Here is an 18499-nt window from a genome sequence, read left to right as displayed (position 1 = left end):
GGTCCCACCCGATCCCATCCCGAACTCGGAAGTGAAACGCAGCTGCGCCGATGGTAGTGTGCATCCGCATGCAAGAGTAGGTCACCGCCAGGGACCTCATACGCAAATCACCCCCTCCTAAAGAGGGGGTTTTTTGTTGCTCAAAAATGCGTTCAAGAGAATGCGCTTCGCTGGTTTTGTTGCGCACGGGGTGGATGCCGCATTCCCGCCGGTCTCTATGCAGCAGAGGCAAAAAGGCGAAGGATTTCTCCTTCGCCTTTTTGATTGGAAAATCCCTTGCGAAGCACGCTGCCTCGCGACCAGCCTCAGTCGAGCGGGTAGCCGAACTGCTCCGCGAACTCCGTATGGAACTGGTCATACGTGAAAGACTGGTTCTGGGTGCCGGGGTGTTCCACCTTCAGCGCTCCCATCAGGGACGCCATGCGTCCAACCGTAGGCCAGTCGCGCCCCTGCATGATGCCGAAGATCAGGCCTGCGCGATAAGCGTCGCCGCAGCCGGTGGGGTCGACCACCTGCCGCTCGCGCGCTGGCGGAATCACGTGGACCGTGTTGTCGGCATGGATCATCGAGCCGCGCGGCCCCTGGGTGACGATGTACGCGTTCACGCGAGAAGCGATCTCGGCCGCCGACCAGCCGGTGCGTGTCTGCAGCAACTGTGACTCGTAGTCATTCACGATCACATAAGTGGATTTCTCGATCATCGATCGGAACTCTGCACCGTCGAACAGCGGCATGGCCTGGCCCGGATCGAAGATGAAGGGCACGCCCCGCGCCGCGAACTCGTCAACGTGCTGAAGCATCGCCTCGCGACTGTCCGGCGCCACGATCGCGAAAGTGATCTCGGGAATGTCACGCACGTGGTTCTCGTGCGCACTGGCCATCGCGCCGGGATGGAAGGCCGTGATCTGGTTGTTGTCCAGGTCGGTCGTGATGAAGCACTGCGGTGTGAACTGGTCTTCGTACTCGCGCACGTAGTCCAGCCGAATGCCGTGATCGACCAGATGCTTGCGATAGGGGGCGAAATCCTGCCCCACGGCGGCCACCGGCAGCGGGTCAGCGCCGAGCAGCTTGAGGTTGTAGGCGATGTTGCCGGCGCATCCCCCGAACTCGCGACGCATCCTTGGCACGAGGAAGGAGACGTTCAGGATGTGCACCTGATCGGGCAGGATGTGATTCTTGAACTGGTCCTGGAACACCATGATGGTGTCATAGGCCAGCGATCCGCAGATAACGGCTGACATGATGCGTGAGTGCCTCGGCAGGATGTTTGGGCCGCCTGGAAAGCGACCCTGCATGACGCCGTGACGTCACGCCCCGGCAAAGTCTCAAATCGTACCGGGAACCGGCGGAATTGGCGACTTTGACGGCACGCGCACTGTTGCCGGATTGCCCGAGAAAACGCCGATATGGTCGTGTCCTGCAAGGCTTTCTTAACGCCGTAGTCCTTGCGTGCCCCAGCCACGCTGACTAGACTGGCGCGCTTACTTTTTAGCCAGTCGGACACGCGGCGACCCCCATGTTCAAGAAGTTTCGCGGGATCTTTTCCAACGACATCTCCATCGATCTCGGCACGGCCAACACGCTGATTTACGTGCGTGGCCAGGGCATCGTGCTCAACGAGCCCTCGGTGGTCGCCATTCGCCAGGACCGCGGTCCTGGCGGCCCGCGCACGGTGGCCGCCGTGGGCACCGACGCGAAACGCATGCTGGGTCGCACGCCGGGCAACATCGCCACGGTGCGTCCGATGAAGGATGGCGTCATCGCCGACTTCACCATGACCGAAGCGATGCTGCAGCACTTCATCAAGCAGGTGCACAAGTCGCGCATGCTGCGCCCGAGCCCGCGTGTGCTGGTATGCGTGCCTTGTGGCTCGACCCAGGTCGAGCGTCGGGCGATCAAGGAATCGGCCGAAGGCGCCGGTGCCCGCGACGTGTTCCTGATCGAGGAGCCGATGGCCGCGGCGATCGGCGCCGGCATTCCGGTGCACGAGGCACGCGGCTCGATGGTGCTGGATATCGGTGGCGGTACGTCGGAAGTGGCGGTGATCTCGCTGAACGGCATCGTCTATTCCGCCTCGGTGCGTGTCGGCGGCGACCGCTTCGACGAGGCGATCATCAATTACGTGCGTCGCAACCACGGCACGCTGATCGGCGAGTCCACCGCCGAGCGCATCAAGCTCGAGATTGGATGCGCGTTCCCGCAGAGCGAGGTCAAGGAGATCGAGATCTCCGGCCGCAATCTGGCCGAGGGTGTGCCGCGCATGTTCACGATCAACTCCAACGAGATCCTTGAGGCGTTGCACGAGCCCCTCGCCGGCATCGTGGCTGCGGTGAAGTCGGCGCTGGAGCAGACCCCGCCGGAGCTGTGCTCCGATGTGGCCGAACGCGGCATCGTGTTGACTGGTGGTGGCGCCCTGCTGCGCGATCTCGACCGCCTGATCTCCGAGGAAACCGGCTTGCATGTCCAGGTCGCGGACGATCCGCTCACCTGCGTTGCACGTGGCGGCGGTAAGGCCCTGGAGCTGATCGATCAGCACGGCAGCGATTTCTTCGCTGCCGAGTAACCGTGTTCGTGCCGCCTGCCGCCGGGCTGCCGGAACGCGCCGCGATTTCTTCCCCGCATGCTCGAGGGCTTGAGGAGTGTTGGCGTTGACTCAGCCCAGCCGCATCTTCGGGGAAAGGGCGCCATGGCGCTGAATCGCGACGAATCCTCGCCCCTGTTTGCCGGCACGATGGCGGGCACGCTGCGGCTGCTCGCCTATCTGGCGCTGGCGATGGTGCTGATGGTGCTCGACCATCGCAACGGCTGGACCTGGCGTGTGCGCTACGCCACGGCCGTGGTGGTTGAGCCGCTGTATCGGCTGGCCGGTGCGCCCAGCGCCGGCATGCGTGCGCTCGCCACCGCGTTTTCCGAGCGCAAGGCGTTGACCGAACAGAACCAGCGCCTGCGTGAAGACCTGCTCCTCGCCAACGCCAAGCTCAACCGCATGGCCTCCGTGGCCGAGCAGAACCAGCGCCTGAAGGAGCTGCTCGACACGCAGCGCAGCCTTGAACTCAACGTGCAGCTGGCGCGCGTGGTGGGTGTCGACCTCGGCCCGGCGGAACATCGCATCATGCTCAGCCTCGGCGCCAACAACGGGGTGAAGGTCGGGCAGCCAGTGATCGATGCGCGTGGCGTGATGGGACAGGTCGCCCACGTGTTGCCGAGCACCTCGGTGGTGATGCTGATCACCGATCCTGCGCACGCCCTGCCGGTGACCATCGAGCGCACCGGCTTGCGCACGATCGCCTACGGTGCGCGCGACGACAGCGGCCTGATTCTGCCGGACATCCCGATGGCGGCGGACGTGCAGGCGGGGGATCGCCTGCTCACCTCAGGGCTCGGCGGGCGCTTTCCGCCCGGTTTCCCGGTGGGCACGATCACGCGTGTGCAGCCTTCTGCCACGGGCATGTTCCTGGAGGCCAGCGCGGTGCCGGCTGCCGACATCGATCGCAGCGAGGACGTGCTGCTGCTGCACGATCAGGCCGAACCGATCGGCCCACCCGCGCCGGCGACACCGTCCGGTCCGCCAGCGGATCTCGCCCCGTCGACGAGCGCGCCTGCGCCGCGCTCGGCGGCGGCCACGGGAACCTTGCCATGAACCGCCATCGCCTCGCCGTCACCTGGTTCAGCACGACGCTCGTCGTATCCCTGCTGGCCATGCTGGTGCCGCTGCCTGCGGTGTTGCAGCCGTTCAAGCCTTACTGGCCGGCGCTGGTGTTGCTGTACTGGTCGCTGGAGTCGGGCGAGCGGGTCAACCTGGGCATGGCTTTCCTGGTGGGGCTGTTCGCCGACCTGCTCGATGGCGTGCTGCTCGGCGAGCAGGCGATGCGGCTGACGGCGCTGGTGTTCATCGCCCTGCGCTTCCGCTCGCGCCTGCGTTTTTTTCCGATGTGGCAGCAGACGCTGGCAGTGCTGGCGTTGCTGCTCAACGACCGCGTGCTGCTGCTGATCGTGCGCGTGTTTGCCGGCGAAGCGTCACCGCCGGTGAGCTGGTGGTTCTCGCCTTTCGTGGGGGCGGCGCTGTGGCCGTTCCTTTTCCTGCTGCTGGATGACTTGCGCATCCGCTTGCGCATCGCCTGAGCGGAGATGTCGTGAGCAAGCGTCGGGGAAGCCGCCTGCGTCGCGCGATCAAGGATCCGCGTGGCGAAAGCGCGTTGTTCCGCCGTCGTGCGCTGGCCGGCTTCGGCATCATCCTGCTCGGCCTGCTCACGCTGGTGGGGCGCTATGCGTTCCTGCAGGTGCTGCACCACGACGAGTTCGCCACCCGCTCGGAGGCGAACCGCGTCAAGCCCCGCGCGATTCCTCCGGCTCGCGGGTTGATCTACGACCGCAACGGCGTGCTGCTGGCCGACAACGTCCCGGCGTTCCGGCTCGAGGTGGTGCCCGAGCAGGTGCCTGACATGAAGGCGATGCTGGCGCAGATCGGCGCCGTGGTGCCGCTGAGCGACGACGATATCGATGCGTTCAAGAAACAGCTCGCACAGAGCCGGCGCTTCGAGAGCGTGCCGCTGAAATTGCATCTGTCCGAAGACGACATCGCCCGCTTCGCCATCAACCGCTGGCGCTTCCCCGGCGTGGACGTGGTGCCGTATCTCACCCGGCGCTATCCGTTCGGCGAGCGCTTCGCACACGTCATCGGTTACGTGGGTCGCATCGACGACAATGATCTCAAGCGGCTGGATCCGGTGCGCTACAAGGGCACCACCCACGTCGGGCGCAGCGGCCTCGAACGCTCCTACGAGGACGTGCTGCACGGCACGCCGGGTTACGAACTGGTGGAGGTGAATGCGGACGGCCGCACCCAGCGCGTGCTCGAAACGCATCCGCCGATTCCCGGCAAGAACCTCTATCTCAGCATCGATGCCCGCATCCAGAAGGCGGCCGAAGAGGCGTTCGCCGGCCGGCCCGGTGCCGCGGTGGCGATCGATCCGCGCAACGGTCAGGTGCTGGCCATGGTCAGCGTGCCGAGCTTCGATCCCAACCTGTTCGTCAACGGCATCAGCGCCGCCGACTACAAGACGCTCACCACCGATCCGGAAAAGCCGCTGTACAACCGCGCCCTGCGCGGAGTCTATCCGCCGGGCTCCACGGTGAAGCCACTTATCGGCCTGGCGGGGCTGGAGTCCGGCCTTCGCACGCCGCAGGACACCGTCGTCTCCACCGGCACGTTCTACATCCCCGGTCAGCAGCGCGGGTATCGCGATGACCAGCGCGGCGGCGTCGGCCGGGTGGACCTGGCCGAGGCGATCGAGCAGTCGGTCAATACCTATTTCTACAAGCTGGCGCTGGACATGGGCATCGATCGGCTCAGCGCCTACATGAGCAAGTTCGGCTTCGGCCGTCCGACCGGCATCGACCTGATCGGCGAGTCCGACGGCGTGCTGCCCTCGCGCGAGTGGAAGCAGGCGCATTCGCGCGAACCCTGGTATCCGGGCGAGACGGTGATCGCCGGCATCGGCCAGGGTTACTGGGCGGTGACGCCTGTGCAGCTGGCGCACGCGCTGGCGACCTTTGCCGGTCACGGCGTGCCGTACGCGCCGCGCCTTGTGATGGCCACCCAGGACAGCGTGGAAGCCAAGCGCAAGCCGCTGCCCAATCCGCCACAGGGACCGAGCCTGATCACCTCGCCCGCCTACTGGACGGCGGTGGACCAGGGCATGCAGATGGTGATGTACGGCGACAAGGGCACCGGCCGCGCGCTCACGGTGGGCTTCCCGTACCGCCTCGCCGGCAAGAGCGGCACCGCCGAGCGATACTCGCGCAAGGGCAACACCTACGACGACCGCAGCAACCTGGCCTACCTCGCCACGCGCAACCGCGCATGGTTCGAGGTGTATGCACCGGCCGACGACCCGCAGATCGCGGTGGCCGCGGTGCTGGAGGCCGGCGCCTGGGGCGCATCGTCGGCCGGCCCGATCACTCGCCATATCCTGGATGCGTGGCTTGCCGCCAAGGGGCGCGCCGCGCCGGCGTTCACGCCGTATCGCGACGATTCCATCGGCAACGCGCCGGCGCCGGTCGAGGATCTGCCCGTCGAACCGGCCGATGACCAGCCGGCCGAAGCCGGCTCGGCGCCTGCCGATGGAGGCACGCCATGATCCATCCGCTGTACATGCGCATGCGCCGCTTCGTTCGCCGCCTGATGACGCGGCCGCGGATCGACGTGCCGCTCGCCTTCGGCCTGTTCCTGCTCGGCTGCGCCGGCCTGATGACACTCTACAGCGCCGGCGACCGCAGCCTCGCGCTGGTGGGCGGGCAGGCGGCGCGCTTCGTGATGGGCGGCGCGCTGCTGCTGCTGGTCTCGCGCATTCCGCCCTCGACGCTGCGCACCTGGACGCCGTGGCTCTACGCCGGCAGCACGGCGCTGCTGGTGGTGGTGGCGGTGCTGGGCGAGGGGCGCGGCGCCTATCGCTGGCTCGACCTGGGCGTGATGCGCTTCCAGCCGTCGGAACTGCTCAAGCTCACCATGCCGATGATGGTCGCCTGGTACCTGCATCCGCGGCAGCTGCCGCCGGGCTGGAAGGACATCGCCATGGTCGGCGCGTTGATCGCGATCCCGGCCGGGTTGATCGCCGAGCAGCCGGATCTCGGCACGGCGGTGCTGGTGGCCGGCGCCGGCGCGTTCGCGCTGTTCCTCTCGGGCATGGCGTGGTGGCGCATCGGCGCGCTGCTCGGTGCGGCCGCGGCGATGGTGCCGGTCGGCTGGCACTTCATGCACCAGTACCAGCGCGATCGCGTGATGACCCTGCTCAATCCCGAGTCCGACCCGCTGGGCAACGGCTGGCACATCATCCAGTCGCAGATCGCGGTCGGCTCCGGCGGGGTGTTCGGCAAGGGCTGGCTGCACAGTACGCAGTCGCGTCTGGACTTCCTGCCCGAGCACACCACCGACTTCATCTTCGCGGTGTTCTCCGAGGAGTTCGGCCTGGTCGGCGTGATCGCGATCCTCGTGTTATACGCCTTCATCATCGGTCGCTGCCTGTGGATCGCGATGGAGGCGCGCGACACCTACTCGCGCCTGCTCGCCGGCGCGATCGGCATGAGCTTCTTCGTCTACGTGCTGGTCAACGGCGGCATGGTCGCCGGCATGCTGCCGGTGGTCGGCGTGCCGATGCCGCTGATCAGCTACGGCGGCACCTCGGCGGTGTCGCTGCTCACCGGCTTCGGCGTGCTGATGTCGATCCACGCCAACCGCAAGATGCACGACTGAACCGGTGCCCGCCGCAGGCCCGCGGCGCGCCCCGGTGCGCGCCGGAGTGCGTGTTAGGCTTTCGCCGCTGAACTTCGAGCGAGCCACGGACTGATGACTGTTTTTCACGCGACGCCCGTTTTCCGCCTGGTCATCGCGTTGGGCCTGCTCGCCGCCCCGGTCATCCCGCCCCTGCATGCGCAGACCCATCCCGGCCAGGTCGCGCTGGTGCGCGAGGTGGCGCGCGACACCGGCAAGAGTGCCGCGGCGCTCAACCGCCTGCTCGATGGCGCGACCAGGCAGCAGAGCATCCTCGATGCGATCAGCCGTCCGGCCGAAGCCAAGCCGTGGCGCGATTACCGCCCGATCTTCATGACCGACCAGCGCATTGCCGACGGCGTGGCGTTCTACCGCGAGCATCGCGCGCTGCTGGAGCAGGTCGGCCGGCAGTACGGCGTGGCGCCGGAATACATCGTGGCGATCCTCGGCGTGGAGACCAACTACGGCCGCCTCGGCGGCAAGTACAAGGTGCTCGACGCGCTGGTCACGCTGGGCCTGTACTACCCGCCGCGGGCCACGTTTTTCCGCGAGCAGCTGAAGGTGCTGCTGGAGCTGCCCGACAACCATCTCGCCGGGCCGCTCGACACGCTGCTCGGCTCCTATGCCGGCGCGCAGGGCTGGGGCCAGTTCATGCCCTCGAGCATCCGCGATTTCGCCGTCGACGCAGATCACGACGGGCGCATCGACCTGCGCAACTCGCTGCCGGACATCTTCGCCAGCGTCGCCAACTACTTCGCCGGGCACGGCTGGGTGCGCGGCGGCCCGGTGGCGATGCGCGCGCAACCCGACAGCGCCGCCACGCCGATCACGGTGAAGGACAGCAAGCCGCAGTGGCCGCTGGAGCAGCTCGAAGCCTGGGGCTACGCGCCGCTGGCACCGGCCAATCCGGGCGAGCCCAGCAGCCTGCAGGCGCTCGACGGCGCGGCGGGCCCGGAATACTGGTTCACCTTCCAGAATTTCTACGTCATCACCACCTACAACCGCAGCCCGCTCTACGCGATGGCCGTGCACCAGCTGGCGCAGGCGATCGATGCGGGCGTGCAGCAGGCGGACGCCACGCAATGAGGCACCTGCGGGGGGCGGTGCTGCTGGTGGTGGCGTCGATATGGCTGGCCGGATGCGCCGGCCACCGCTCCCGTCCCTCGCACGCCGGCGGCACCAGCGGAACGCGCAGCACATCCGGTGCCCGGCGTGGTCACGTCGACGATGCCTTCCACGACGACATCCGCAGGGACCAGGACAGCCGCTACCGCGACCGCAGCGACAGCGTGCCGACCGGCAACCCGCTGGACGTGAGCAAGCTGGTCGAACCCACCCCGCACTGGGAGCCGCGATCGGCCTACGGCAACAAGTCGCCCTACACCGTGCTCGGCCACACCTATCGCGTGCTGCCCTCGGCGCGCGGCTACGTGGAGCGCGGCATCGCCTCGTTCTACGGCAACAAGTTCCACGGCTACAAGACATCGAGCCTGGAGAACTACGACATGTACCAGTTCTCCGCTGCCCACAAGACGCTGCCGCTGCCCAGCTATGCGCGCGTCACCAACCTGGCCAACGGCAAGAGCGTGATCGTGCGCATCAACGACCGTGGCCCCTTCCATGCCAACCGACTGATCGACCTGTCCTACGCCGCGGCGGTGAAGATCGGCATCTGGCCCAAGGGCACCGGCATGGTGGAAGTGCGGGCGATCGACCCCGCCCATCCGGACGACGCGCCACCGCCTGTCGCGGCGACCGCGCCACCGGCCGGGGAACCCCGCGGGGCAAATCCGGTCCCTGTTGCCGGCGCCTCGCCTTCGATCTACCTGCAGGTCGGGGCGTTCTCCGACGCGACCAACGCCGAGCGGCTGGCGCAGCGACTGCGTGCAGCCAACCTGGGCCAGGTCCAGGTGCTCCAGCTGCAGAGCAACGGCCAGTCGATCCGCCGCGTACGCGTCGGACCGCTGCCGGATGCTGAACGGGCCGACGAAGTCGCGCGGCGGATCGAGGCGATGGGCCTGCCCGCGCCACAGGTCGCGGTAGACTGAGCGGTATTTCTTCACGGATGGCATGTCGCGTGCCGTCCCTTGCCCGACGGGATTGAACACAACGATGAGCTTTGTCCGCCGTACCCTGGTTGCATTCGCCGCTACCGCCCTCGTGGCTGGCGCCGCGCTGGCCCAGCAGGTTCCGCCGCGCCCCTCGCCGGTGCCGCGCCCGGTCGTGCCGGAGGCGCCGGTGCCGCCGCCGCCGGACGTGGACGGCAAGGCTTGGGTATTGATGGACTACGCCACTGGCCAGATCCTTGCCTCGAAAGAACCGGACCTGCGCGTCGAGCCGGCCTCGATCACCAAGATCATGACCGATTACGTGGTCTCGGCCGAAGTCGCCAACGGCCGCATCCACATGACCGACCCGGTCACCATCAGCGAGCACGCCTGGCGCGGCGGCGGTGCCGGCACCGACGGTTCCACCAGCTTCATGAAGCTCGGCAGCCAGGTGCCGCTGAAGGATCTGCTGTACGGCATGATCATCCAGTCCGGCAACGACGCGGCGATCGCGCTGGCCGAGCACACCGCCGGCTCCGAGGACTCCTTCGCCAACCTGATGAACGCCTATGCCAAGCAGCTGGGCATGGTGAACTCGAACTTCGAGAATGCCTCGGGCTACCCGATCGCCAACCACTACACCACCGCGCACGATATCGCGATCCTGTCGCGTGCGCTGATCCACGATTTTCCCGACGACTACGCCATCTCTGCGATCAAGCAGTTCGAGTGGAACGGCATCAAGCAGGGCAACCGCAACACCCTGCTGTGGCGCGATCCCAGCGTGGACGGCATCAAGACCGGCCATACCGCGGCCGCCGGCTACTGCCTGGCCGCCTCGGCCAAGCAGGGCGATTCGCGCATGATCGCCATCGTGATGGGCGCCAGCTCGGAGAAGGCGCGCGCCGATTCGGCCATGGCGCTGCTCAACTACGGCTTCCGCTTCTACGAGACCCACAAGCTGTACGAGGCCGGCAAGCCGCTGGCCACGCCGCGCCTGTGGAAAGGCGAGAGCAAGACCCTGCCGCTGGGCGTCACCGATGCGGTGCAGGTCACCGTCAAGCGCGGTCAGTACGACAAGCTCAAGGCCACCATGGACGTGCCGGCCACGCTGATTGCGCCGTTCAAGAAGGGCCAGCAGGTGGGCACGCTGCGCATCACGCTCGACGGCCAGCCGGTGCAGAGCGTACCGCTGGTGGCGCTGGCCGACGCGCCGCAGGGCGGGTTCTTCTCGCGTCTGTGGGATTCGATCCTGCTGTGGTTCCACGGCAGCGACAAGAAGGCCGACGCGGACGCCAAGTGATGCAGGAAATCGACTTTTCCGACGCGAAGAAGGACGGCAAGGGCTTCCAGTTTCCCGGGGAGTTCGAGATCACCGCGATGGGCAGCGCCGGCGCCGACCTGCCGGCCCATGTGCCGCGGCTGCTGGAGAGCCACGGCCTGCACGTGCTGCACGAGACGGTGCGCTACAAGCAGTCCGCCGGTGGCAACTACGTGTCGGTCACCGTGAGCTTCCGGGCGCAGACGCGGGAGGACTACGACGCGGCGCATGCCGTGCTGCGGGCCGATCCGGATATCCGCTACACGCTCTGATGCCGATCGGATCGCCACACCACGGGGAACGCGCCTGGCGCGTTCCCCGCTTGCTTTCGGGGGGCGGGCCTTGAATCGCAGCTGCAGCCCCCTGATCTTGAGCCTGTTTTTCCGCTGCTGTCCCGGACGCCCCGCATGTCCCTTCCCCTGAAGATCCGCCGCCTCGGCCGCCAGCCCTACGAGGCGTCCTGGAAGGCGATGAGCGCCTTTACCGACAACCGCACCGCCGACACGCCGGACGAACTGTGGCTGCTCGAACACGATCCGGTGTTCACCCAGGGCCAGGCCGGCAAGGCCGAGCACGTGCTTGCGCCGGGCGACATTCCCGTGGTGCAGGTGGATCGCGGCGGCCAGGTGACCTACCACGGCCCCGGCCAGATCGTCGCCTACCCGTTGATCGACCTGCGCCGCGTGGGCGTGGGCGTGCGCGAGCTCGTGCACCGCATCGAGCAGGCGCTGATCGATACGCTGGCGCACTGGAACATCGTCGCCGTGCGGGTCGAGGGCGCGCCCGGCGTGTACGTGGCGGGCGCCAAGGTCGCCGCGCTGGGCCTGCGCGTGCGGCGCGGCTGCAGCTTCCACGGGCTGGCCTTCAACGTGGCCATGGACCTGGAGCCGTTCCACCGCATCAACCCTTGTGGCTACAAGGGTTTGGCGGTGACGCAGGTGCTAGACTTGGGCGGTCCGTCGCGACTGGCGGACGTCGAAGACGTGCTCATTGGCGAGTTCTGCCGCCAATTCAGCTTCGATGCCGAGCCGGCCGCTCCCCAACTCCCCGAACTCCCCGCGCGCGCCGCGGTCTAGGCATGTGCTCATGAGCGAATCCCCCGCGACCCCCAAGACGATCCCGATCCGCACGGTTGCCGCACCGGCGGTCGAGAAGCAGCTGGGCAACGACAAGATCGCCCTCAACCGCGCCGGTTTCGACACCGCCGTGCCGATCCTGCGCAAGCCGAGCTGGATCCGCGTGCGCCTGCCGCAGGGCAACGCAGTGCAGGAGCTCAAGGCGCGCCTGCGCGAGAACGCGCTGGTGACGGTGTGCGAGGAAGCCTCCTGCCCGAACATCCACGAGTGCTTCTCCAAGGGCACCGCCACCTTCATGATCCTCGGCGAGGTGTGCACACGGCGCTGCTCGTTCTGCGACGTGGCCCACGGCCGTCCGGCGCCGCCCGATCCGCTGGAGCCGGCGCGCTTGGCCGAGACCATCCGCGACATGCGCCTGAAGTACGTGGTGATCACCTCGGTCGACCGCGACGACCTGCGCGACGGCGGCGCCGAGCATTTCGCCAGCTGCATCCGCGCCACGCGCCATGCGGCACCCGGCATCAAGATCGAAATCCTCACGCCCGACTTCCGCGGCAAGGGCCGCATGGAGCGCGCGCTGGAAGTGCTCAAGGATTTCCCGCCGGACGTGTTCAACCACAATCTGGAAACCGTGCCGCACCTGTACCGCGAAGTGCGCCCCGGCGCGGACTACCAGTGGTCGCTGGACCTGCTCAAGCGCTTCAAGGCGCAGCATCCGGACGTGCCGACCAAGTCCGGCATCATGCTGGGCCTGGGCGAGACGATGGAGCAGGTGCTGGAGACCATGCGCGACCTGCGCGCGCACGACGTCGAGATGATCACCATCGGCCAGTACCTGCAGCCCACGCCGCATCACCACCCGGTGGTGCGCTACTGGACGCCGGATGAATTCGACGCGCTGCGCCGGGAGGGCGAGGCGATGGGTTTCCATCACGTCGCGTCCGGCCCGCTGGTGCGATCCTCCTATCACGCCGACCTGCAGGCGCATGCCGCAGGCGTCACCGAACTTGCCTGAGGCAACTGCATGACCTTTCGTCCTTCGCTCGCCCTGCTGGTCGCCCTCACCCTTGCCGGCAGCGTCGCGGGCGTGCAGGCCCAGCAGGCTCCCGCCGCCGCCAATGACACGGCCACTGGCCAGCCCGCGCGCAAGGCAGCCGTGCTGCCGCTCGCGGCCACTACGGACGAGGCCGAGGCCGCGCAGCTCTCGGCGCGCTTCCTGACCCGCTTCCACTACGACGCGCAGCCGCTCGATGACGCCATGTCTGCGCGCATCTACGCCAAGTACCTCGACCAGCTCGACGGCGAGAAGGTGTTCTTCACCCAGGCCGACCTGGCGAAGTTCGCGCCGCTGAAGACCAAGCTGGACGACGCGATCTGGAACAAGGATCTCAGCGCGCCGTTCTCCATCTTCAACCTGTACGTGCAGCGGGCGATCGAGCGCATGCACTACGCGCTGGGCCTGCTCGACAAGGGCTTCGATTTCTCCAAGGACGAGAGCTACGTGCTCGACCGCGAGAAGGCCGACTGGCCCAAGGACCAGGCCGAGCTGGACAACCTGTGGCGCCAGCGCACCAAGAACGACTGGCTGCGCCTGAAACTCGCCGGCAAGGACGACGCCGAGATCCGCAAGACGCTGACCAAGCGCTATTCCACACTGCTCGACCGCATCAAGCAGCTCGACGGCGAGGACGCGTTCCAGAGCTTCATGACCGCCTACGCGGAAACCACCGATCCGCACACCGACTACCTCGGCCCGCGCCTCGCGCAGAACTTCGACATCTCAATGAAGCTCTCGCTGGAGGGCATCGGCGCGGTGCTGCAGGCGCGCGACGAATACACCCAGATCCGCGAGATCGTGCCCGGCGGCCCGGCGGCCAAATCCGGCAAGCTTGAGGTGGGCGACCGCATCGTGGCGATCGGCCAGGACAACGGCCCGATGGTCGACGTGATCGGCTGGCGCCTCGACGACGTGGTCAACAAGATCCGCGGCAAGAAGGACACCACCGTGCGCATCGAGGTGCTGCCCGCCGATGCCGGCCCGGACGGCAAGCACGAGCTGGTCACGCTGGTGCGCAAGAAGGTGGTGGTGGAGGAGCAGGCGGCCAAGTCCAAGGTCATCGACATCAAGGACGGCGACGTCACCCGCAAGATCGGCGTGATCGATCTGCCCACCTTCTATGCCGACTTCGCCGCGCGCGCCAAGGGCGACCCCAACTACAAGAGCGCCACCCGCGACGTCGCCAAGCTGCTCACCGAGCTCAAGGCGCAAGGCGTCGAAGGCGTGGTGATGGATCTGCGCAACAACGGCGGCGGCTCGCTCGACGAAGCGAACGAGCTCACCGGCCTGTTCATCGATACCGGTCCGGTGGTGCAGGTGCGCAAGGCCAATGGCGAAGTGGAAGTGCAGGGCGACGACGAGGCCGGCCTGGCCTGGAGCGGCCCGATGGCGGTGCTGGTCAACCGCGGCTCGGCCTCGGCCTCGGAGATCTTCGCCGCGGCCATCCAGGATCACGGCCGCGGCCTGATCATCGGTGAGCCGACCTTCGGCAAGGGCACCGTGCAGAACCTGGTCGACCTCGACCGCTTCGCCCAGAACGACAGCGAGAAGCCGCAGATGGGCGAGCTGAAGATGACCATCGCCGAGTTTTTCCGCATCAACGGCGGCTCCACCCAGCTCAAGGGCGTCACGCCGGACATCCAGTTCCCCAAGAACGGCGACGAGAAGGATTTCGGCGAGTCCACCTATGACAACGCGCTGCCGTGGACGCAGATCGCGCCGGCCAGCTACAAGCCGGTGGCCGATCTGAAGGCCTACCTGCCGCAGCTGGAAGAGCTGCATGACGCGCGCGTGGCCACGTCGCCGGCCTGGAAGCTGATGCTCGACCAGCTGGCGCAGTACAAGAAGATGCGCGACCAGACCACCATCTCGCTCAACCTTGCCCAGCGCCAGGCCGAGCGCAAGCAGCTCGATGCGATCCAGGCCGACTTCCTCGCCCGCCGCAAGGCGATCGACGGCGACGCCGTGTCGGCCAACCCGGACGCCAGCCTCGATGACGGCCTCAACGCCAACGAGCGCAGCCTCAAGTCCGAGCTGAAGGCGGAGAAGGAAGCCAAGAAGGCCAAGGACGTGGAGCTGGACGAAACGGCGCACATCCTGTTCGACGCGGTGGGTCTGATCAAGGCCGACCCCAAGCTCGCCGCCGAGGTGCTGCCATACGGCGGCAAGTTCTCCACCGCGGCGGCCGTCGCCCAGGCGCCGACGCCATCCGTGGCGAAGCCATCGCCCACGCAGCCCTGAGGCGAGTGGTCATTCCATGAAAAAGCCGGCGCATGCGCCGGCTTTTTCTTGCCCGGCAGGAGCCCGCTCGCGGGCGATGCCCTGGCTCTGATCCGGCATCAAGAGCGAAAGGCATCGCCCGCGAGCGGGCTCCTACAGGGGCATGCGCGGGTTACTTCTTGCCCTTGGTCTCCTTGCTGGCCTTCTTCTGCTCTTCCATCCAGCGGCGGAAATCGTCGATGTGCGGCATGTCGCGCAGCACCTTCGAGTGCGGGTCGGCAATCACCAGCGTGCCGGGTGCGGCGTGTACCTCGCCATGGCCATCGGCCATCGACAGGGTCTGCACGCGGTGGCCGACCTGCACGTCCAGCGGCATCGGGAACGGTTCGCCATGCTCGGTCACCCAGCGGAAGGCGAGCGTGTCGCCCTGGCGCTGCTCCACCAGCTGCGGCAGTTTCGCGTCGTACAGGTACACCTTGAAGAACCAGCCATAGTCCTTGCCGGTGACCTTGTCGACGATGTCGATGTAGTCCTTGGTGGTGGCGTAGTGCGGCTGGAAATTGCCGGGTTTCGGATCGGGGCGGCCGTACACCAGGGAGCGGATGCTGTCGAAGAACGCGTCGTCGCCGATCAGCCCGCGCAGCGTGTGCAGCACCAGCGCGCCCTTGTTGTAGATGTCCTGGCCCGGGCCGGTCTTGGGGTTGTAGACGTCGTCCTCGGTGCGGCGCTCGCCGGAGACCATCGGCTTGTCGTTGTGCACCAGCAGGCGCAGCTGGTGCAGCCAGTCGAAGTAGTCCATGTCGCCGTACAGGTACTGGCTGTAGAGCGGCTGCATGTAAGTGCCGAAACTCTCGTGCAGCCACATGTCGTCCCAGTTCGCGTTGGTGACCTGGTTGCCGAACCACTCGTGCGCAAATTCGTGCTGCAGCAGGCGGTCGAAGCCGAAGCCGTCCTTCACGTAGTGGTTGCCGTAGGCGTTGATGGTCTGGTGCTCCATGCCCTTGTGCGGGGTTTCCACCACGCCCATCTTCTCGTCGCCGAACGGGTAGGGGCCGATCTCCTGCTCGAAGAAGTCCAGCATCGGCGTGAACCCGGCAAACAGCTCCTTCGCCTGCGCCTCGTGCTCGGGCAGGTACCAGAACTCCATCGGAATGGTGTTGCCGTAGCGGCTGGCGTAGTCGCCCTTGAGCTCCTTGAACGGCCCCACGTTGAGGGTGATCGCATAGGTGTCCGGGCGCTTGATGCGCCAGTGCCAGGTGCGCGTGGCACCGTGGTCCTCGATGCCCACCAGCACGCCGTTGCCGGGCGCGGCGAGATCCTTCGGCACGGTGACCCAGGTGTCGACCAGGTCGGGCTTGCCGGTGGGCTGGTCGATGCACGGCCAGAACAGGTCGCAGCCCTCGCCTTCCACTGCGCTCGCCACCCACGGCTTGCCGCTCGGCGTGGTGCTCCACACGAAGCCGCCGTCCCACGGCGCGTTCTTCGCCACGTGCGGCGCTCCCGCATAACGGATGCCCACGGTGACCGCCTCGCCGACGGCCAGCGCGTGCGGCAACGCGATGCGCAGGCGTCCGGTGGGATTGCTCCAGTTGCTCGGCGCCATCGGTTGGCCGTCCAGCGTGATCGCGCCGATGGGCAGGTTGCGATCCAGGTCCAGCACCAGCACATCGGTCGGCGCGGTGGCGGTGAAGGTCAGTCGCGCGTCGCCGCTCAGGCGCCGGTGCGGGATGTCCAGCGTGAAGTGCAGCTCGGCATGGTCGAAATGCACGCGCGTCTGTTCCACCGGCATCGGGCCGCCGGAGCTCGCCGTCTGCGGCGTGAGCGCGGGTTGCTGGATGTCCGCGGCGCGGATCGCGGAAGACGATGCCAGCGCGAGCGCGACGGCGAGCGGCAGCAGGGTGGGACGCAGGGACATCGGGCGCGGCTCCGGCAGGCTAAACGCCGAGCATGCCGCGTGCGCGGCCGCGGCAACAACGCCAGAAGTCATGCGGCGATGTTTGCGGCGACCCGGCTTGTGGAACCCTGTGACTGTCGGTGCTGAAGCCCCTCCCACCGAACCTCGGCAAGCTCGTGTCCTGCTGTGGGAGCGGCTTCAGCCGCGACGGCCGGCCGCGCCTACTTGCCGTAACGCGCCGCGAGAAACGCGAAGAACGCGCGCAGCCCCATCGCCTCGCCGCCGCGCGGGCGACCCGGGCGGTCGGCGTCGTTCCAGGCATAGGTGTCCAGGTGCATCCACGCCTGCGACTCGGGCACGAAGCGCTCCAGGTACAGCGCGGCGGTGACCGCACCGGCGTGGCGCGAGGCGCCCGCGTTGGCCATGTCGGCGATATACGAGTCGAGCATCTTGCGGTACGGCCGCCACAGCGGCAGTTGCCACAGCGGATCGGCCGCGCGCTTGCCGGCGGCCAGCACGGCATCGGCGAGCTCGTCGCGGTTGGCGAACAGCGCCGGCAGGTCCGGCCCCAGCGCCACCCGGGCGGCGCCGGTGAGCGTGGCGAAGTCGACGATCAGGTCGGGCTTCTGTTCGCTGGCGTAGGCCAGTGCATCGCACAGGATCAGCCGGCCCTCGGCGTCGGTGTTGTCCACTTCCACGGTGATGCCGGCGCGGGTGGTGATCACCTCGCCCGGACGCATGGCGTTGCCGCTCACCGCGTTCTCCACCGCCGGCACCAGCAGGGTGAGCCGCACCGGCAGCTTCGCCTGCATCACCAGCGAGGCGAGCGCGATGGCGTGGGCCGCACCGCCCATGTCCTTCTTCATCCAGCGCATGCCGTCGGAGGGCTTGAGGTCCAGCCCGCCGGTGTCGAAGCACACGCCCTTGCCGACGATCACCAGCTTCGGGTCGCCGCTCTTGCCCCAGCTCAGTTCGATCAGCCGCGGCGCGCGGTGACTGGCCCGGCCCACCGCGTGGATGGTGGGGAAGTTGTGCTTGAGCAGCTCGTCGCCGACCCAGTCGCGCACCTTCGCTTTGTGCGTCTTGCCGAGTTTGCGCACGGCGTCGCCCAGCTGCTCCGGACCCATGTCCTCGGTCGGCGTGTTGACCAGGTCGCGCACCAGCGCGGTGGCCTCCACCAGCGGCGCCAGCACCTTCAGGTCGGCCGCCGGCACGGCCAGCGTGGCCGGCGCGCGGCGCGCCTTGCGGTAGCGGGTGAACTGGTAGGCGCCCAGCGCCCAGCCTAGCGCCGCGTGCTGCGCATCCAGCGCCACGCCCTCGTCGGCGAGGTGGTAGGTGCCCACCGGCAGCGTGCCGGGCAGGCCGGCCAGCGCGCCCAGTGCATCGCCGCCGTCCACGCCGGCCAGCACGCGCACCAGCTTGCCATTGGCGTCGGCCAGCAGCGCGTACGTGCCCGGTGCAGCGGTGAACGCGCACTCGTCCAGCCAGCGCTTCTGCGTGGCAGTGAGCCGCTTGCGCGCGGCGGACAGGCTGGCGGCCGTGACGGCTTCGACGGGGATGCTGCGGCGGTCGCTGCTCTTGCGTTCGATCAGGGCGGACATGAAGGCTCCTTG

15 protein-coding genes and 1 rRNA gene are annotated in these 18499 nt (G+C 67.6%); 13 read left to right on the top strand and 3 right to left on the bottom strand.

What is annotated here, in order from left to right; translation table 11 throughout:
• Nucleotides 1–93, top strand: a 5S ribosomal RNA gene (rrf, locus tag ISP17_RS10065); the annotation flags it as partial.
• Between the two features lie 212 nt (nucleotides 94–305).
• On the opposite strand, the gene ISP17_RS10060 is transcribed toward rrf, so the two are convergent.
• Entirely contained in the window at nucleotides 306–1241 is a 936-nt protein-coding gene (locus ISP17_RS10060; RefSeq protein WP_404632693.1) for a carbohydrate kinase family protein, read from the bottom strand.
• Between the two features lie 275 nt (nucleotides 1242–1516).
• On the opposite strand from ISP17_RS10060, the gene ISP17_RS10055 reads away from it, so the two are divergent.
• The 12 genes from ISP17_RS10055 to ISP17_RS10000 all read left to right on the top strand — a co-directional run bounded on the left by ISP17_RS10055 (nucleotide 1517) and on the right by ISP17_RS10000 (nucleotide 15013).
• Entirely contained in the window at nucleotides 1517–2563 is a 1047-nt protein-coding gene (locus ISP17_RS10055) for a rod shape-determining protein (RefSeq protein ID WP_404632657.1), read from the top strand.
• A gap of 123 nt (nucleotides 2564–2686) precedes the next feature.
• Nucleotides 2687–3640: a rod shape-determining protein MreC gene (mreC, locus tag ISP17_RS10050; protein WP_404632655.1), complete on the top strand. Its 954-nt coding sequence runs from the start codon at nucleotides 2687–2689 to the stop codon at nucleotides 3638–3640.
• On the top strand, nucleotides 3637–4122 hold the full coding sequence (gene mreD, locus ISP17_RS10045; RefSeq protein WP_404632653.1) for a rod shape-determining protein MreD: 486 nt from the start codon (nucleotides 3637–3639) through the stop codon (nucleotides 4120–4122). The genes mreC and mreD overlap by 4 nt, the downstream gene beginning before the upstream one ends.
• 11 nt (nucleotides 4123–4133) lie before the next feature.
• Entirely contained in the window at nucleotides 4134–6140 is a 2007-nt protein-coding gene (gene mrdA, locus ISP17_RS10040; protein WP_404632651.1) for a penicillin-binding protein 2, read from the top strand.
• Nucleotides 6137–7252, top strand: coding sequence for a rod shape-determining protein RodA (gene rodA, locus ISP17_RS10035; RefSeq protein ID WP_404632649.1), 1116 nt, complete (start codon nucleotides 6137–6139; stop codon nucleotides 7250–7252). The genes mrdA and rodA overlap by 4 nt, the downstream gene beginning before the upstream one ends.
• 93 nt (nucleotides 7253–7345) lie before the next feature.
• Entirely contained in the window at nucleotides 7346–8356 is a 1011-nt protein-coding gene (gene mltB / locus ISP17_RS10030; RefSeq protein WP_404632647.1) for a lytic murein transglycosylase B, read from the top strand.
• Entirely contained in the window at nucleotides 8353–9318 is a 966-nt protein-coding gene (locus ISP17_RS10025; RefSeq protein WP_404632645.1) for a septal ring lytic transglycosylase RlpA family protein, read from the top strand. Before mltB ends, ISP17_RS10025 begins: the two co-directional genes overlap by 4 nt.
• A gap of 64 nt (nucleotides 9319–9382) precedes the next feature.
• Entirely contained in the window at nucleotides 9383–10621 is a 1239-nt protein-coding gene (locus ISP17_RS10020) for a D-alanyl-D-alanine carboxypeptidase family protein (protein ID WP_404632643.1), read from the top strand.
• Nucleotides 10621–10911 (top strand): DUF493 family protein, encoded by a 291-nt coding sequence (locus tag ISP17_RS10015; RefSeq protein WP_404632641.1) that lies wholly within the window; start codon nucleotides 10621–10623, stop codon nucleotides 10909–10911. The genes ISP17_RS10020 and ISP17_RS10015 overlap by 1 nt, the downstream gene beginning before the upstream one ends.
• A 135-nt stretch (nucleotides 10912–11046) precedes the next feature.
• The gene (lipB, locus tag ISP17_RS10010) at nucleotides 11047–11715 is read left to right on the top strand and encodes a lipoyl(octanoyl) transferase LipB (RefSeq protein WP_404632639.1); all 669 of its coding nucleotides are present in this window, start codon (nucleotides 11047–11049) and stop codon (nucleotides 11713–11715) included.
• A gap of 10 nt (nucleotides 11716–11725) precedes the next feature.
• Nucleotides 11726–12730 (top strand): lipoyl synthase, encoded by a 1005-nt coding sequence (gene lipA / locus ISP17_RS10005; RefSeq protein ID WP_404632637.1) that lies wholly within the window; start codon nucleotides 11726–11728, stop codon nucleotides 12728–12730.
• 9 nt (nucleotides 12731–12739) lie between these two features.
• Nucleotides 12740–15013 carry a carboxy terminal-processing peptidase gene (locus ISP17_RS10000; protein ID WP_404632635.1) on the top strand — a complete coding sequence of 758 codons (2274 nt, stop codon included), beginning with the start codon at nucleotides 12740–12742 and terminating at the stop codon, nucleotides 15011–15013.
• Nucleotides 15014–15164: 151 nt separating this feature from the next.
• On the opposite strand, the gene ISP17_RS09995 is transcribed toward ISP17_RS10000, so the two are convergent.
• Entirely contained in the window at nucleotides 15165–16907 is a 1743-nt protein-coding gene (locus ISP17_RS09995) for a M1 family metallopeptidase (protein ID WP_404632633.1), read from the bottom strand.
• A gap of 200 nt (nucleotides 16908–17107) precedes the next feature.
• Complete coding sequence (locus tag ISP17_RS09990; RefSeq protein ID WP_404632631.1) at nucleotides 17108–18487, bottom strand: leucyl aminopeptidase family protein; 1380 nt, start codon at nucleotides 18485–18487, stop codon at nucleotides 17108–17110.
• Nucleotides 18488–18499 lie beyond the last annotated feature (12 nt).

It is taken from the genome of Dyella ginsengisoli (genome assembly GCF_044904665.1).
In the GTDB taxonomy this organism is placed as follows: domain Bacteria; phylum Pseudomonadota; class Gammaproteobacteria; order Xanthomonadales; family Rhodanobacteraceae; genus Dyella_A; species Dyella_A ginsengisoli.
The sequence above is the reverse complement of the archived record's forward strand: the minus strand, read 5'-3'. Positions and strand labels throughout refer to the sequence as shown.

Excerpts from the sequence above, each read along its gene's own strand:
- ISP17_RS10060 (WP_404632693.1), bottom strand. The coding sequence starts at position 1,241 with ATGTCAGCCGTTATCTGCGGATCGCTGGCCTATGACACCATCATGGTG.
- ISP17_RS10055 (WP_404632657.1), top strand. The coding sequence starts at position 1,517 with ATGTTCAAGAAGTTTCGCGGGATCTTTTCCAACGACATCTCCATCGAT.
- mreC (WP_404632655.1), top strand. The coding sequence starts at position 2,687 with ATGGCGCTGAATCGCGACGAATCCTCGCCCCTGTTTGCCGGCACGATG.
- mreD (WP_404632653.1), top strand. The coding sequence starts at position 3,637 with ATGAACCGCCATCGCCTCGCCGTCACCTGGTTCAGCACGACGCTCGTC.
- rodA (WP_404632649.1), top strand. The coding sequence starts at position 6,137 with ATGATCCATCCGCTGTACATGCGCATGCGCCGCTTCGTTCGCCGCCTG.
- mltB (WP_404632647.1), top strand. The coding sequence starts at position 7,346 with ATGACTGTTTTTCACGCGACGCCCGTTTTCCGCCTGGTCATCGCGTTG.
- ISP17_RS10025 (WP_404632645.1), top strand. The coding sequence starts at position 8,353 with ATGAGGCACCTGCGGGGGGCGGTGCTGCTGGTGGTGGCGTCGATATGG.
- ISP17_RS10020 (WP_404632643.1), top strand. The coding sequence starts at position 9,383 with ATGAGCTTTGTCCGCCGTACCCTGGTTGCATTCGCCGCTACCGCCCTC.
- ISP17_RS10015 (WP_404632641.1), top strand. The coding sequence starts at position 10,621 with ATGCAGGAAATCGACTTTTCCGACGCGAAGAAGGACGGCAAGGGCTTC.
- lipB (WP_404632639.1), top strand. The coding sequence starts at position 11,047 with ATGTCCCTTCCCCTGAAGATCCGCCGCCTCGGCCGCCAGCCCTACGAG.
- lipA (WP_404632637.1), top strand. The coding sequence starts at position 11,726 with ATGAGCGAATCCCCCGCGACCCCCAAGACGATCCCGATCCGCACGGTT.
- ISP17_RS10000 (WP_404632635.1), top strand. The coding sequence starts at position 12,740 with ATGACCTTTCGTCCTTCGCTCGCCCTGCTGGTCGCCCTCACCCTTGCC.
- ISP17_RS09995 (WP_404632633.1), bottom strand. The coding sequence starts at position 16,907 with ATGTCCCTGCGTCCCACCCTGCTGCCGCTCGCCGTCGCGCTCGCGCTG.
- ISP17_RS09990 (WP_404632631.1), bottom strand. The coding sequence starts at position 18,487 with ATGTCCGCCCTGATCGAACGCAAGAGCAGCGACCGCCGCAGCATCCCC.